The 15,377-nt window shown below is 61.1% G+C and carries 7 protein-coding genes and 5 pseudogenes; 6 read left to right on the forward strand and 6 right to left on the reverse strand.

Annotated features, from left to right (window positions below; genetic code table 11):
• Positions 1-923: 923 nt before the first annotated feature.
• Positions 924-1,640: an MCP four helix bundle domain-containing protein gene (locus ACCQ00_RS09720; protein WP_080949174.1), complete on the forward strand. Its 717-nt coding sequence runs from the start codon at positions 924-926 to the stop codon at positions 1,638-1,640.
• On the opposite strand, the gene ACCQ00_RS09725 is transcribed toward ACCQ00_RS09720, so the two are convergent.
• Positions 1,631-2,857, reverse strand: coding sequence for an IS256-like element ISXax1 family transposase (locus tag ACCQ00_RS09725; RefSeq protein WP_011345585.1), 1,227 nt, complete (start codon positions 2,855-2,857; stop codon positions 1,631-1,633). The genes ACCQ00_RS09720 and ACCQ00_RS09725 overlap by 10 nt on opposite strands.
• A gap of 66 nt (positions 2,858-2,923) precedes the next feature.
• Between ACCQ00_RS09725 and ACCQ00_RS09730 the strand changes: the two are divergent.
• Positions 2,924-4,494 (forward strand): annotated as a pseudogene (locus ACCQ00_RS09730) (methyl-accepting chemotaxis protein); the annotation flags it as partial.
• A gap of 287 nt (positions 4,495-4,781) precedes the next feature.
• On the opposite strand, the pseudogene ACCQ00_RS09735 reads toward ACCQ00_RS09730, so the two are convergent.
• Positions 4,782-5,201 (reverse strand): annotated as a pseudogene (locus tag ACCQ00_RS09735) (CPBP family intramembrane glutamic endopeptidase); the annotation flags it as partial.
• A 34-nt stretch (positions 5,202-5,235) separates the two neighbouring features.
• A pseudogene (locus ACCQ00_RS09740) lies at positions 5,236-5,454 on the reverse strand (transposase); the annotation flags it as partial.
• 66 nt (positions 5,455-5,520) lie between these two features.
• On the opposite strand from ACCQ00_RS09740, the gene ACCQ00_RS09745 reads away from it, so the two are divergent.
• On the forward strand, positions 5,521-6,747 hold the full coding sequence (locus ACCQ00_RS09745; RefSeq protein ID WP_011345585.1) for an IS256-like element ISXax1 family transposase: 1,227 nt from the start codon (positions 5,521-5,523) through the stop codon (positions 6,745-6,747).
• Between the two features lie 5 nt (positions 6,748-6,752).
• Here the strand turns inward: ACCQ00_RS09745 and ACCQ00_RS09750 are convergent.
• Together ACCQ00_RS09750 and ACCQ00_RS09755 are read right to left on the reverse strand one after the other, a co-directional pair.
• Positions 6,753-7,799, reverse strand: a pseudogene (locus ACCQ00_RS09750) (IS256 family transposase); the annotation flags it as partial.
• Positions 7,800-8,081: 282 nt separating this feature from the next.
• A protein-coding gene (locus ACCQ00_RS09755; protein ID WP_099770609.1) for an IS3 family transposase occupies positions 8,082-9,169 on the reverse strand; the annotation gives its coding sequence in 2 pieces (ribosomal slippage) (positions 8,082-8,917 and positions 8,917-9,169; 1,089 coding nt in all).
• 51 nt (positions 9,170-9,220) lie between these two features.
• Here ACCQ00_RS09755 and ACCQ00_RS09760 point away from each other — a divergent pair.
• From ACCQ00_RS09760 to ACCQ00_RS09770, 3 genes and pseudogenes are all read left to right on the forward strand, one after another.
• Positions 9,221-12,982 (forward strand): Eco57I restriction-modification methylase domain-containing protein, encoded by a 3,762-nt coding sequence (locus tag ACCQ00_RS09760; protein ID WP_127446489.1) that lies wholly within the window; start codon positions 9,221-9,223, stop codon positions 12,980-12,982.
• 60 nt (positions 12,983-13,042) lie between these two features.
• A pseudogene (locus ACCQ00_RS09765) lies at positions 13,043-13,192 on the forward strand (transposase); the annotation flags it as partial.
• Entirely contained in the window at positions 13,165-14,187 is a 1,023-nt protein-coding gene (locus tag ACCQ00_RS09770) for an IS3 family transposase (protein WP_236493351.1), read from the forward strand. The pseudogene ACCQ00_RS09765 and the gene ACCQ00_RS09770, both read left to right, overlap by 28 nt.
• Positions 14,188-14,375: 188 nt before the next feature.
• On the opposite strand, the gene ACCQ00_RS09775 is transcribed toward ACCQ00_RS09770, so the two are convergent.
• A complete protein-coding gene (locus ACCQ00_RS09775) occupies positions 14,376-15,275 on the reverse strand; it encodes a LysR family transcriptional regulator (protein ID WP_039583466.1) in 900 nt (299 codons plus the stop codon).
• Between the last annotated feature and the right edge of the window lie 102 nt (positions 15,276-15,377).

A 15,377-nucleotide genomic window follows, 5' to 3' on the forward strand; every position in this document is an offset into this window, starting at 1 on the left:
GTCGCCCGTTCGAATCGGGCCGGGGTCACCAGCAAGCAATTGCCGGGCGCGAACACGCATCGGCGCATTTGGCCTGTAGGCAGATATCCATGGAGCTGGACATCGTGGATACCAGTGCGATTGCGAATTCGTACCCTGGCTCGTCTCCCGCGTCGGCCTGCCTGAATGCTTATGGTTTTCGAGTTGGGCTGATTTGCCTGCATTCGGGCATCGCCTGTCTGAGAAGACGGCTCAGCGTGTCTGGAATCCTCACTGGAGCGCACTAAAGGGTAAAGCACGTCGTTGGACGTCTCGACACTATGGGTCAGGCGTTGTTGCGAATCTTTTCCGGCACCCGGCAGTAACGAGTGGCCCACGCATCTTTGAGCGAGGGCGGCCTTCGACGTCATAGCCGTCGCGGAGAACGCAGGAGACGGCTGTTCTTTGCCGCCCCAGATCCAGCACTGCAGGTCTTGACGAGCGGTTCCAAGCTTGCCCGTTCCCGATTGCGGCGACGCAGCGATGCTGCGCTTAGCGAAGTCTACCCACGTAGGGACTAGACCCCGCACCCGTCAAGCGCAGCCCCGACCGTTGCCAGGCGTGACTAGCCCCGTGTGGACCTTGGTCGCCGTCATTGGAAGTGCGCGAGCACCCATGAGGATGCCTAGTTCCTGTCCAGGCGGCTCGGCAAAACTCTGGCAGGGCAAGGCTTTTAAATGAAGGGTTGGGCGCCCTTGCCTTACGCGGCGCATGCTTGAGTCGGGTTTAATTTGTCGGAAAATTATTAAGCGCGTGATCCAGTTAATTATTCTGCGTATCGACCTATAAAATTTTGCAAATGAGGTATCAACTTTCCAAATGCCTGGGCCGCTATTGGAATCGCGGCTAGACGCTCCCCGCGCGATGTTTTCTGAGATGCGTCGATCAGACATCCAAGACTTGTGATGAATACATTCCTGCAGCGCTTCAACGTTGGCCGACGCCTGGGAGCGGCGTTCGGCATCTTGATTTTGCTTTCGTGCGTGCTTGTCGGTGTCGGGCTCTACAGCATGGGCCGCGCTCGTACCGAGCTGGACCGTATCGTCAAGGTGAACGTTGAGAAGATGCGTCTAAGTAACGCGATGGCCGACGCGAACGCGAAGATTTTCGTCGCGCTCGGAACGCTGGCGATGGTGAACTCCGACGAGCTCAACGAAGAGGCTTTGGCGACCATCAAGGCAGAGCGGCAGCGCTATGCGGAAATGCGAAAAGCGCTCGATGCGTTTACGCCATCGGTGGCTGGGCGAAAGATACGTGCCGAAATCGATAGTGCTCGTGAGATTTCGCGTGGCTTGAACGATCAGGTGATCGCGTTGGCGGTGGCCAACAAGAACGCCGAAGCGGAAGCTTTCTTGAGTGAGACTGCCCGTCCAGCGATGCTGAATTGGCAAGGTAAAATCGCTGAAAACGTCGCGTTGCAGGAAAAACAGACCAGCGGCTCCTACAACGATGCAATGGCGGCGATGCATCAAGGCAAGATCGTGCTGCTAGCAGGTGGTGGCATGGTCATCGCGGTCAGCATGTCGTTGGCATATTTCATTACGTTGAGCTTGACGCAACCGCTTGGCCGCGCCACGAGCGTGTGCAGAATTTTGTGTAACCGTGGTTTGGGTTACCGCTGAGGAAGTCGCCCCTCGAACTGGATCGTAAAGCGGTTCAGCGCAGCCTTCCAGTCGCGGATCGGCAGCGTCCATTTCTTGGTGATGTTGCGCAGAGCCAGGTAGAACAGTTTCATCAAGGCTTCGTCGCTGGGGAACGCGCCGCGGTTCTTGGTCAGCTTGCGCAGGCTCATGTTGACCGACTCGATGGCGTTGGTCGTATAGATCACCTTGCGGATCTCCGGTGGGTAGTCGAAGAACGGGATCAGTCGTGACCAATTGCGCCGCCATGACTGGCTGATGGGCGGGTACTGGGCGTCCCACTTGGCCTCGAACTCGGTCAGTGCCTGCTCGGCCTCCTCGACGGTGGCGCAGGCGTAAATGCGCTTGAGATCGGCGGCAACCTCGGCGCGGCGTTTCCACGAGACGTAGTTCAGGCTGTGCCGCACCATGTGCACGATGCACAGCTGCACGGTGGTCTGCGGGAACACCGCCTCGATCGCCTCGGGAAACCCCTTCAGGCCATCGACGCAGGCAATGAAGATGTCCTGCACCCCGCGGTTGCGTAGCTCCGTCACGACTTGCAGCCAAAACTTGGCACCCTCGGCCTGCGCCAGCCATAGGCCCAGCACTTCCTTCTCGCCGCCCATGGTGATGCCGATGGCCAGGTACACCGCCTTGACCCGCACCGCGCCCTCGCGCACTTTGACGTGGATGCAGTCCAGATAGACGATCGGATAGACCGGATCCAGTGGCCGCGCCTGCCACGCCTTGACCTCCTCGACGACCGCATCGGTGACTGAGGAAATCAGACTCGGCGACACCTCGGTGCCGTACATCTCCTCCAGGTGCGACTGGATCTCGCGCACGGTCATGCCGCGCGCGTACAACGACAAGATCTTGTCATCGAAGCCGGCCCAGCGGGTCTGGTGCTTGGGGATCAGCTGTGGCGCGAAGCTGCCGTGGCGATCACGCGGAATCTCGATCGGCAGCTCGCCGAACTCGCCCTTGAGCGTCTTGCGGCTGCGTCCGTTGCGCGTGTTGCCGGCCGCGTTGGCGACCGGCTCATGCTTGTCATGACCGAGGTGTTCGGTCATCTCCGCGTCCAGCGCCCGCTCCACCAACCGCTTGGTCAGCTGCTTGAGCAGGCCGTTCTCGCCGATCAGATCCTCGGGTTTGGTGTAGTTGACCAACAGGCTGCTAAGCAGCTCGTCGGGTACCTCATGTGTGCGTGGGCTCATGGTGTCTCCGGGTTAGGTGGCAGTCTCCTGCCTGTGGCCCGGTTACACAAAATCTAGGACACGCCCCGCGCCACCCGTGCCGCTGAGTGGATTGCAAGTGGCAAGCTGGACAACGATGTGGAAACGCGTTTCGGCGACGAAACAGGTCGATTGCTTACCGCCATGCATAAGATGCAGCAACAGCTGCGCAGTTTGCTAGCCGCGCAGGGCGAAATAGTCAGGCGCCACAACGAAGGTCAGATCAGTTTCCGGATCGATGCCGCCGCATTTCCCGGCGAATACGGTCTGATGGCCAACGAGACCAACGAGTTGGTCGCCGCCCATATCAACGTCAAGATGCAGACCGTGCATTTGATCGAACGTTATGCCATCGGTGACCTGAGCGAGGATATGCCGCAATTGCCCGGCGAGAAAGCCGCCATCACCTCTGCCATGCAGCATGTCAAGCAAAACTTGTCCACGATGAATCATGAGATCAAGCACCTGGCGCAGGCTGCCGCCAATGGTGATTTGCTGCACGCGGTAATGCCGAGCAATTCCAATACGACTTCCGTGTGATGGTGGAGAGCCTGAACACGTTGATGGCGACCGCTGACGGTAACTTGCAGTCGTTGTCCAACCTGTTGCAGTCGATCGCCGCCGGCGACTTGACTGCACGCATGAGCGGTGAATTTCGCGGCGTGTTTGCGCAGATGCGCGACGATGCCAACGCCACTGCGACGCAGTTGGCCGATATCGTCAGCAGCATCAAGGCCTCGGCAGTGTCGATCAAGGGTGCGGCCAGCGAGATTGCCGCCGGCAACCAGGATCTGTCGCAGCGCACTGAACAACAGGCCGCCAATCTGGAAGAAAGCGCGGCTTCGATGGAGCAACTCACCTCTACCGTCAAGCAGAATGCCGAAGGCGCCCGTCAGGCCAACCAGTTGGCGCTCGGAGCCGCCAGTGTGGCGGCCCAGGGCGGTGCGGTCGTGGGTAAAGTGGTCGCGACCATGTCTGGCATCGAAGCCTCGTCCAAGAAAATTTCCGACATCATCTCCGTCATCGACGGCATCGCCTTCCAGACCAACATCCTGGCCCTGAACGCGGCGGTAGAGGCGGCGCGCGCCGGCGATCAGGGCCGCGGCTTTGCTGTGGTTGCCTCGGAAGTGCGTACCCTCGCGCAACGCTCGTCCGGTGCGGCCAAGGAGATCAAGGAACTCATCGAGGACTCCGTGCAGCGTGTGGCTGAAGGCTCCGCGTTGGTCCACACCGCAGGCAAAACCATGGGCGAAATCGTCTCCAGCGTGCAGAGGGTCACCGACCTGATGGGTGAGATCTCTGCAGCTTCGCAGGAGCAATCGGCCGGTATCGAACAGGTCAACCGGGCCGTTACCCAGATGGACGAGAGCACCCAGCAGAACGCCGCTCTGGTCGAGGAAGCCACCGCTGCTGCGCGCTCGCTCGAAGAGCAGGCCATGCAGTTGACCCAGGCAGTTGCCGTATTCAAGACTGACGATGACCACATTGCCTCCGCCAGAGAACTTGTCAGATCCCTTACGCCGTCCCCAGCCGCCAAGGCACGGTCAGACCGCTCGGCGCGTACCAATTCTCGCGTAGTGACCACCAGTGCTGGCGGAAGTGGTTGGAAAGAATACTAGAAGGCGTCCATAGCGCAGCTCGAAGGGCGTCTGTCGCAACGATGGGGCAGACGCTCTTAGGCCGTCGCCTGCCGAACATGTGCATCGATTGAGGTCCGTGCCACCAGGTGTGGTGTGCTGGAGGCGTGTGCCGCGACTCGACATCATCCTGGTGGCGGCAGGGGCAGGGGCAGCCAGTGCGGCTGCGGGGGGAGGGCATGGGTGATTACTCCACGGATCCGAGTTGAGTTCGAGGGGATCGAATGCCGCCGCCTGATGTGCCGTGTGTGGGCCAACGCATGAGGCAGTCAATACCACCCAAGATAGAGCGTCGTGACGCCCCAGGTATCGACGAGTCCGTGTGCCAGGATGAGCGCCAGCAGATTGCGGTTTGAGCGCAGATACGCATAGCCGAATGCTGCGCCGACAATACCCGTCAGCACGATTCCCGAGATGCCTTGGCTCGCATGCATGGCGCCAAACACGACACCGCCGACACTGGCTGCAGTGAGGCGGCCGAGACTGCTGCGCTTGAACAAAGCCTCCAGTTGATGCATCAAGAATGCTCGAAACACCAGTTCCTCACCGATGGCTGCGCTGATCCACGCATAGCCGATTAGCTGCAGTGCAGCCGGTGCGTTATGGCGAAGCGCGCCATAGGCGCTGTAGTCGGTCTTCGTGCCTGTCAGGGAGTCGATGAGCGGCTGAAAAATTGGCGTGATGAGAGAGCGTGTGCAGAATTTTGTGTAACCGTGGTTTGGGTTACCGCTGAGGAAGTCGCCCCTCGAACTGGATCGTAAAGCGGTTCAGCGCAGCCTTCCAGTCGCGGATCGGCAGCGTCCATTTCTTGGTGATGTTGCGCAGAGCCAGGTAGAACAGTTTCATCAAGGCTTCGTCGCTGGGGAACGCGCCGCGGTTCTTGGTCAGCTTGCGCAGGCTCATGTTGACCGACTCGATGGCGTTGGTCGTATAGATCACCTTGGGCGTGTCCTAGATTTTGTGTAACCGGGCCACAGGCAGGAGACTGCCACCTAACCCGGAGACACCATGAGCCCACGCACACATGAGGTACCCGACGAGCTGCTTAGCAGCCTGTTGGTCAACTACACCAAACCCGAGGATCTGATCGGCGAGAACGGCCTGCTCAAGCAGCTGACCAAGCGGTTGGTGGAGCGGGCGCTGGACGCGGAGATGACCGAACACCTCGGTCATGACAAGCATGAGCCGGTCGCCAACGCGGCCGGCAACACGCGCAACGGACGCAGCCGCAAGACGCTCAAGGGCGAGTTCGGCGAGCTGCCGATCGAGATTCCGCGTGATCGCCACGGCAGCTTCGCGCCACAGCTGATCCCCAAGCACCAGACCCGCTGGGCCGGCTTCGATGACAAGATCTTGTCGTTGTACGCGCGCGGCATGACCGTGCGCGAGATCCAGTCGCACCTGGAGGAGATGTACGGCACCGAGGTGTCGCCGAGTCTGATTTCCTCAGTCACCGATGCGGTCGTCGAGGAGGTCAAGGCGTGGCAGGCGCGGCCACTGGATCCGGTCTATCCGATCGTCTATCTGGACTGCATCCACGTCAAAGTGCGCGAGGGCGCGGTGCGGGTCAAGGCGGTGTACCTGGCCATCGGCATCACCATGGGCGGCGAGAAGGAAGTGCTGGGCCTATGGCTGGCGCAGGCCGAGGGTGCCAAGTTTTGGCTGCAAGTCGTGACGGAGCTACGCAACCGCGGGGTGCAGGACATCTTCATTGCCTGCGTCGATGGCCTGAAGGGGTTTCCCGAGGCGATCGAGGCGGTGTTCCCGCAGACCACCGTGCAGCTGTGCATCGTGCACATGGTGCGGCACAGCCTGAACTACGTCTCGTGGAAACGCCGCGCCGAGGTTGCCGCCGATCTCAAGCGCATTTACGCCTGCGCCACCGTCGAGGAGGCCGAGCAGGCACTGACCGAGTTCGAGGCCAAGTGGGACGCCCAGTACCCGCCCATCAGCCAGTCATGGCGGCGCAATTGGTCACGACTGATCCCGTTCTTCGACTACCCACCGGAGATCCGCAAGGTGATCTATACGACCAACGCCATCGAGTCGGTCAACATGAGCCTGCGCAAGCTGACCAAGAACCGCGGCGCGTTCCCCAGCGACGAAGCCTTGATGAAACTGTTCTACCTGGCTCTGCGCAACATCACCAAGAAATGGACGCTGCCGATCCGCGACTGGAAGGCTGCGCTGAACCGCTTTACGATCCAGTTCGAGGGGCGACTTCCTCAGCGGTAACCCAAACCACGGTTACACAAAATTCTGCACACGCTCATCACCTTGCGGATCTCCGGTGGGTAGTCGAAGAACGGGATCAGTCGTGACCAATTGCGCCGCCATGACTGGCTGATGGGCGGGTACTGGGCGTCCCACTTGGCCTCGAACTCGGTCAGTGCCTGCTCGGCCTCCTCGACGGTGGCGCAGGCGTAAATGCGCTTGAGATCGGCGGCAACCTCGGCGCGGCGTTTCCACGAGACGTAGTTCAGGCTGTGCCGCACCATGTGCACGATGCACAGCTGCACGGTGGTCTGCGGGAACACCGCCTCGATCGCCTCGGGAAACCCCTTCAGGCCATCGACGCAGGCAATGAAGATGTCCTGCACCCCGCGGTTGCGTAGCTCCGTCACGACTTGCAGCCAAAACTTGGCACCCTCGGCCTGCGCCAGCCATAGGCCCAGCACTTCCTTCTCGCCGCCCATGGTGATGCCGATGGCCAGGTACACCGCCTTGACCCGCACCGCGCCCTCGCGCACTTTGACGTGGATGCAGTCCAGATAGACGATCGGATAGACCGGATCCAGTGGCCGCGCCTGCCACGCCTTGACCTCCTCGACGACCGCATCGGTGACTGAGGAAATCAGACTCGGCGACACCTCGGTGCCGTACATCTCCTCCAGGTGCGACTGGATCTCGCGCACGGTCATGCCGCGCGCGTACAACGACAAGATCTTGTCATCGAAGCCGGCCCAGCGGGTCTGGTGCTTGGGGATCAGCTGTGGCGCGAAGCTGCCGTGGCGATCACGCGGAATCTCGATCGGCAGCTCGCCGAACTCGCCCTTGAGCGTCTTGCGGCTGCGTCCGTTGCGCGTGTTGCCGGCCGCGTTGGCGACCGGCTCATGCTTGTCATGACCGAGGTGTTCGGTCATCTCCGCGTCCAGCGCCCGCTCCACCAACCGCTTGGTCAGCTGCTTGAGCAGGCAGTTCTCGCCGATCAGATCCTCGGGTTTGGTGTAGTTGACCAACAGGCTGCTAAGCAGCTCGTCGGGTACCTCATGTGTGCGTGGGCTCATGGTGTCTCCGGGTTAGGTGGCAGTCTCCTGCCTGTGGCCCGGTTACACAAAATCTAGGACACGCCCCGACGCTGAAGCGCTGATCGCTATCTTCACGAATTCTCATTTCTCTCTCAGTCCAACACGCCGCAGCGCTTCCGCGCCTGCGGCGTCTCTATTGGATTCGCTCCAGCCTGCAACGGTGCTTTTTGCATCATCTAGCTTCCAATAACGGTCTTTGACCGGCACTCACCCGGCACCGATCGGTAATCCCCCCACTTCTAGCGGTCGCCAGAAGTGGAGCTAAGCGGCCATCGCCAACTTCATGGCAGGCGTGATGCCGCCGAGCGCCATATTCGGACGCTCGTGGTTGTACGTCCATAGCCAGCGGGTGGCTTTGTCCTGCACCTGGTCGATGGTGTCGAACAGGGTTTGGGCGAGCCAGGCGTAGCGGATGGTGCGGTTGTAGCGTTCAACGTAGGCGTTCTGCTGTGGCTTGCCCGGCTGGATGTGCTCGACCCGGATGCCATGCCGCTGCGCCCAGGACAGCAACGCGCCACTGATGTATTCAGGGCCGTTGTCGCAGCGGATCACGGCGGGCTTGCCGCGCCACTCGATGATCTGCTCCAGCGATCGGATCACCCGGGCTGACGGCAGCGACAGGTCGACCTCGATCCCCAGCCCCTCGCGATTGAAGTCGTCGAGCACATTGAACAGCCGGAAGCTGCGGCCGTCGGCCAACTGGTCGTGCATGAAGTCCATCGACCAGACCTGGTTGATAGCCTCCGGCACCGCCAGAGGCTCGGGCCGCTCACGCACCAGCCGCTTCCTCGGCTTGATCCGCAGGTTCAACTCCAGCTCGCGGTAGATCCGGTAGACCCGCTTGTGATTCCAGCCAAAGCCCTTCACGTTGCGCAGGTACAGGTAGCACAGGCCAAAGCCCCAGTCGCGATGGGCGGTCGTCAGGCGGATCAGCCAGTCGGCGATCCGGGCGTTCTGCTCGCTGGCCTTGGCCTGGTAACGGAAGCAGGTCTCGCTCACCGCGAAGGCCTGGCAGGCGTGGCGGATGTTCGTACGCCCGCTCGTGACTGCCGATTGGGCCATCTCGCGTCGCTGAGATGGCCTCACCATTTTTTTGCGAGCGCTTCCTTCAGCAGGTCGGTACTGAGCTGCGCCTCGGCGTACATCTTCTTGAGCCGGCGGTTCTCCTCCTCCAGCTCCTTCATGCGCGCGACCATGGACACGTCCATGCCGCCGAACTTGCTGCGCCACTTGTAGAACGTGGCCGAGCTGATGCCGTGCTCGCGGCACAGCTCCGGCACGGGCGCACCGGCCTGGGCCTGCTTGAGCACGGCGATGATCTGGCTGTCGGTAAAGCGGGACTTCTTCATGGAACCTCCTCGAGAAAGGATACGAGAAAATTCCACTTCTGGCGTCTGCTAATGGGCGGGGGGATTACCGGCCTGAATCTGCGCGACGAACTGGGACGCCACTGGCGTATCGCCGAAGCGCACTGGAACGATTTCGCCGCCACCCGCACGGGTGCAAGCGATGCCCAGGCATTGACACAACGCTTCGTCACTCAGTTGCTGCGCGAAGTGTTCGGCGTTATCGATATCGTTGCCGGCGTCGAACCGCAAATCCTGGATGAGCGCAGCTATCCACTCACGGCCACCGCTGGCAATGGCCGGTTGCCGCTGGTGGTCGCTCCCTACGACCAGCGTCTGGAAGAGCGTGACCGCCGCTTGGGCGATGGCGGGCGCCAGCGCAGCGCCTTCGGGCTGTTGCAGGACTACCTCAATGCGGCCGACACCACCTTGTGGGGCATCGCGAGCAATGGCCTGTCGCTGCGGGTCGCCCGTGACAATGCCAGCCTGACCCGCCCGGCCTGGATCGAAGCCGATCTGGAGCGCATCTTTACCGAGCAGCGTTTCGCCGACTTCTCACTGTTGTGGCTGCTGATCCACGCCAGCCGCTTCGGCCAAGGTCAGCAACTGCCGCAGCAATGCGCACTGGAAGCCTGGTACACCGCCAGCCGCGAGCAGGGCACCCGTGCCCGTGAAAAACTGCGCATCGGTGTGGAGGATGCGCTCAAGACCCTGGGCCAAGGCTTTCTGTCCGAAGCCGGCAATGGCGCCTTGCGTCAGCGCCTGGCGAGCGGCGAACTCACGCCCGACGATTACTTCCAGCAACTACTGCGTCTGGTCTACCGGCTCATCTTCCTGCTGACCATCGAGGAGCGTGGTCTGCTGCACCCGGATCACGCGGACCCTGAAGCCATTCGCCTGTACCAAAACGGCTACAGCCTGCGTCGCCTGCGCGAACGCACCCGACGCCGCCGAACCTGGGATCGCCATACCGACCTCTGGCATGCATTCAAACCAGTGTTTGCAGGGCTGGCCAGCGGTGAGCCCCTGTTGGCGCTGCCGGCACTGGGAGGCCTGTTCGCGACCGATCAATGCCCTGATCTGGATCACGCCGGCCTGGGCAACAATACCCTGCTGGCGGCGACTCACCGGCTGGCCTGGATACCTAACGGCGGTAGCCTCACCCGCATCAACTGGCGTGACATGGGGCCGGAAGAGCTGGGCAGCGTCTATGAAAGCCTGTTGGAACTGGTGCCCCAGGTCGCCCAGGATGGCCACGTATTCCGCTTTGCCAATGCCGAGCAAAGCCAGGGCAATGCCCGCAAGACCAGCGGCAGTTACTACACGCCCGATCCCCTGGTACAGGAGCTGTTGAATTCTGCGCTGGAACCGGTCATTCGCCAGCGCATAGCAGGTGCCAGCGACCCACAGGCCGCACTGCTGTCGATCACCGTTTGTGACCCGGCCTGCGGTAGCGGCCATTTTCTGCTTGCCGCCGCCAGGCGATTGGCCAATCACCTGGCGCAATTGCGCGCCCAGGGTACGCCCAGCGGCGACGACTACCGCCAGGCGTTGCGCGACGTCATCGGCCACTGCATCTACGGCGTGGATTTGAACCCGCTGGCGCTGGAATTGGCGCGCATGTCGCTGTGGCTGGAGGCCATGACACCCGACAAACCCCTGGGCTTCCTGGATCACCATCTGCAATGCGGCGATGCCCTGTTGGGCGTACTCGATCCCGCTATTCTCGACCGAGGCCTGCCGGATGCCGCCTTCACTCCCCTGAGCGGCGACGACAAGACTCTGGTCACCGCCCTGAAGAAACAGAACAAGCGGGAACGGGAAAGCTGGCAGCGCGCTCTGCAAAGCGGCGACCTGTTCCGCGAGGAGCAACTGGCCGCCCGCACTGGCGCACTGGAACAACTGACCGATGACGATCTGGGCCAGGTGGCCGCCAAGCAGGCTCGCTGGCAGCAAGCACGCGCTGCCGCCCGGTTGAGCCGCCTGGCACGGCTGGCCGACCTCTACTTGGGCGCTTTCCTGTTGCCTAAGGCAGAGGGTCAGCTACTGCCCAGTTCCCGCCACTTGTGGGCGGTGGCCCACAACGAAGCCGAGCCTACCCTCGACGAAGCGGAAACTGCTGCCCGCCATGCCTGCGCTCAAGCTCGGGTGCTGCACTGGTGGCTGGCCTTTCCTCATATCGCCGAGCAAGGCGGTTTCAGCGTGATGCTGGGTAATCCGCCGTGGGAGGTATCGCAGTTGGGTGAAGAGGAGTTCTTTGCAGCCCGAGCCCCCGAAATCGCATCACTGTCGGGTGAGCACAGAAAGCGTGCCATCGCGGCTCTGGAACAAGAACATCCCCGTTTGTGGCAGGACTATCAGGAGGAAAAGCGCCGCTTTGATGCGAGCAATCTTTTCTACCGCGCCAGCAGTCGCTACCCCCTGACAGCGGTTGGAAAAATAAATACCTACCGATTGTTTGCGGAGGCTTTTTTGCAAGGAATGGAGTCGCACGGTAACTCGGGAATTATCGTGCCGACGGGTATTGCCACCGACGATACGGCCAAGGACTTTTTTGGCCATGTGGCGGGCTCGGGCAAGTTAGTCAGTCTGTTTGACTTCGAGAACAGTGAAGGTGTATTCCCCGGTGTTCATCGCAGCTACAAGTTCTGCGTGCTGACTTTGGGCAATGCAGAGGCCGCGCGTTTCGTGTGCTTCGCCACCCAGGTAAGCCATTTAGTCGATAACCGTCGTCACTTCACTCTGACCCCGCAAGAGTTCGCACTGATCAACCCCAACACTCGTACTTGTCCGGTCTTCCGCAGTCAGCGTGACGCCGAGCTGACAAAAAAGCTCTATCGTCAGGCGCCGGTGCTGGTCCGTGAAGCAGTCACGAATGGTGTGGGGGAAGTCATCGAACCAGAAGCAAACCCTTGGGGAATTCGTTTTTCGCAGGGGCTTTTCAACATGACGAGTGACAGCGCGCTATTTATCGATCCAGCGCCCCCGCTATTGCCCTTGTACGAAGGTAAGCTAATTCACCAGTTCGATCACCGATGGGCAACATTCATCCCGACAGCGGGCGTCGCCTCTGCAAACTGGCCGAGTCGGGACTGTACCGAGGAGGAGCATGTAGATCCCACATACACGCCGATAACACGCTATTGCGTAAGCCAGAATGAAGTGTTGGCCCAAATTGCCCGTGTGCCCCGCGCCATCAGCAAGGCTTGGTTGGCCGGCTATCAAGCCAATTCCCCAGACATTCAGCGTGAGGCGATAGATGCGTTGTGGTTGGCACTGGCCCAGTGGGTTGCCGGCGAGCTCTTTCGCCGCAATGCCGGCATTCCCGAGTTCGATGGTAGTTACAGCGACGCTCAGAAACTGCGAACTACCCCGCATGTGGAACGAATACTGTCGAGCGACTATCCTGCCTGCCTTACCGCTTTACACGAAAATAAAATCACCGGCAAAAAAGCCATTACCGAATTCGCTAAATGGGCGTTGCATGACGGTGACCTAGCCCTCTCCGATGATGAACTCGTCATCCTGCAAAGCATCGCTACGCAAGCCCGTTCCAATACCCGCGATAGCGCTTTGCATGCCGAACTCGATATTTGGATGGACCACCGTAGTCCTCGTTGGTTAATGGGCTGGCGCCGCAACGCGCGTTCCACTGATGATCGCACGACGATCGCTACAGTAGTTCCTCGTGTAGGGGTCGGTGATAGCATCTTCCTCTACATGACTGCCGGCGAATTCGGAGCTGCTAAGAATGCGGCGTTGCTTGGGAGTTTAAACAGCTTGCCGCTTGATTTCATTGCGCGACAGAAAGTGTGATACGCCCAGGGTTTCCTAGACATCTCATGGCCATGGAAAATAGTCGATTCGGAGATGTCTATGAGCAGCAAGCGGTATACGGATGAGTTCAAGATCGAGGCGGTCCGGCAAGTGACGGATCGTGGGTTCAAGGTGGCAGACGTCGCCGAGCGGCTGGGTGTCACGACGCACAGCCTGTACGCCTGGCTGCGCAAGTTCGGCAAGCCCGGCGTGGTACAGCGCGCCGAGGTGGACCAGAGCGCCGAGGTTCGGCGGCTGAAGGCAGAGTTGCGTCGAGTGACCGAGGAGCGCGACATCCTAAAAAAGGCCGCCGCGTACTTTGCCAAGGGGTAAAGGCAAAGTACGCCTTCATGCAAGCCCACTGCGGGGAGTTCAGGGTGTGTGCGATGTGCCGGGTGTTGCGGGTGAACCGGGCTGGATACTACGCGTGGCTAAAGTCGCCGGACAGTGAGCGCGCCAAGGAAGACGAACGCCTGCTGGGGCTGATCAAGCACCACTGGCTGGCCAGCGGCAGTGTGTATGGGCATCGCAAGATCGCCAAGGATCTACGCGATCTGGGTGAGCGTTGCAGTCGCCATCGGGTGCATCGATTGATGCGCGCCGAGGGATTGCGTGCCCAGGTGGGCTATGGTCGCAAACCGCGCTTCCATGGAGGGATGCAGTGCAAGGCGGCGGCCAACCTGCTTGACCGACAGTTCGACGTGACCGAGCCGGACACGGCCTGGGCGAGCGATTTCACCTTCATCCGCACGCACGAAGGCTGGATGTACCTGGCTGTGGTGATCGATCTGTTTTCCAGGCAGGTCGTCGGCTGGGCGATGCGCGATCGGGCCGACACCGAGTTGGTCGTGCAGGCCTTGTTGTCTGCGGTGTGGCGGCGCAAACCCAATGCTGGTTGCTTGGTTCACTCAGACCAAGGGTCGGTCTACACCAGCGATGACTGGCAGAGTTTCCTGGCGTCCCATGGCTTGGTGTGCAGCATGAGTCGGCGTGGCAACTGCCACGACAACGCACCCGTGGAGAGCTTCTTCGGCCTGCTCAAACGCGAGCGGATCAGGCGACGAATCTATCCCACCAAGGACGCCGCACGCGCCGAGGTATTCGACTACATCGAGATGTTCTACAACCCCAACCGCCGCCACGGTTCAACTGGTGACCTGTCCCCTGTAGAGTTTGAACGGCGCTACGCGCAACGAGGGTCTTGAGTGTCTACGGAACCCTGGGCGTATCAATGCCGACCAGGACGACGGCCACCGATGGGTCTGTCGGGTTGTGCTGGCGATGGCCGGCCAAACGCGCATCGAAGCCAAGAAGACCATCGCCAGGTCGCTTGGTCATCCGCAACGAGCGCACGTCCGGTTGACAGCTGGAGGAGGGGCTTGCCTGGATCGACCTATGCAACCGGGTCCCTGGAGGCAATGAAGTCGACGAAGCTCCGAACCTTGGCCGAGAGGAACTTCCGGCTGGGGTAGACCGCGTGCAGCGTCGAGTTGAGCGTGAACGCATCGGGCAGCACGATGGTCAGCCGTTCTGCATCGATGTCGCGTTGGACCATCCAGGTCGGCAGCAACACCAGGCCCATGCCTTCGAGCGCGGCCAGATGCAGCAGCGTTTCGTTCTCGCTTCGCAGCACGGTATGGAAGTTCACCGTCTGCCGATCGTCTGCATCGCCCAGCACGATGCTCTCGTTACCGGCGATGCCGCTGTAGCGCAGCAACGCATGACCGTTGAGATCGGCCAACGTGCGCGGGTGGCCTGCGCGATTGAGGTAGGCCGGTGATGCCATCAGGCGAAACTTCATCTGCATGAGCGGCCGCGCGACCAGGCCTGGGTCGAGCCGGCTGGTGTCTGTCGCACGCAGCGCGAGGTCGAAGCCCTCGTCCACGAGATTGACCCGACGCCCGCTCAGATCCATGTCCAGGCACACGTCCGGGTAGCGTCGGTTGTAGTCTGCCAGCAGGCTCGAGAAGCAGGGGGTGGCGACCCACACCGGCGCGCTGAGCCGCAAGATGCCTCGCGGCGTTTGCGTGACATTGCCGATCGCCGCCTCCACCTCGTCCAGCCCTTCGATCAGCTGCCTGGCCTGGGCGACGTAGAGCGCACCGGCTTCGGTCAGGCTCACGTGTCGGCTGGTGCGATTGAGCAAGCGGCTGCCGATGCGGCTTTCGACATGCGCCACGTGCCTGCTGACCATCGCTGGCGACAGGTTCAGGCGCCTTGCGGCGGCGGTGAAGCTGCGCAGCTCGGCGACTGTGCAGAACACCCGCAGACTGGTCATGGTGTCCAGGATCATCAACTGAAAAGAAATGATCCATCCACTCTACGTGCGTTGATCAACCAGCGAAAGATCACGATCCTGGCCCCATCGATTCGCCGGATGCCCGAGACCGGTGCG

This window comes from Xanthomonas sp. NCPPB 3761 (assembly GCF_041475705.2).
Lineage (GTDB): Bacteria > Pseudomonadota > Gammaproteobacteria > Xanthomonadales > Xanthomonadaceae > Xanthomonas > Xanthomonas phaseoli.

What these genes read in the sequence shown, in the direction of transcription:
- ACCQ00_RS09745 (WP_011345585.1), top strand. Translation starts at nt 5,521, where the DNA reads ATGAGCCCACGCACACATGAGGTACCCGACGAGCTGCTTAGCAGCCTG.
- ACCQ00_RS09720 (WP_080949174.1), top strand. Translation starts at nt 924, where the DNA reads ATGAATACATTCCTGCAGCGCTTCAACGTTGGCCGACGCCTGGGAGCG.
- ACCQ00_RS09725 (WP_011345585.1), bottom strand. Translation starts at nt 2,857, where the DNA reads ATGAGCCCACGCACACATGAGGTACCCGACGAGCTGCTTAGCAGCCTG.
- ACCQ00_RS09775 (WP_039583466.1), bottom strand. Translation starts at nt 15,275, where the DNA reads ATGATCCTGGACACCATGACCAGTCTGCGGGTGTTCTGCACAGTCGCC.
- ACCQ00_RS09760 (WP_127446489.1), top strand. Translation starts at nt 9,221, where the DNA reads ATGGGCGGGGGGATTACCGGCCTGAATCTGCGCGACGAACTGGGACGC.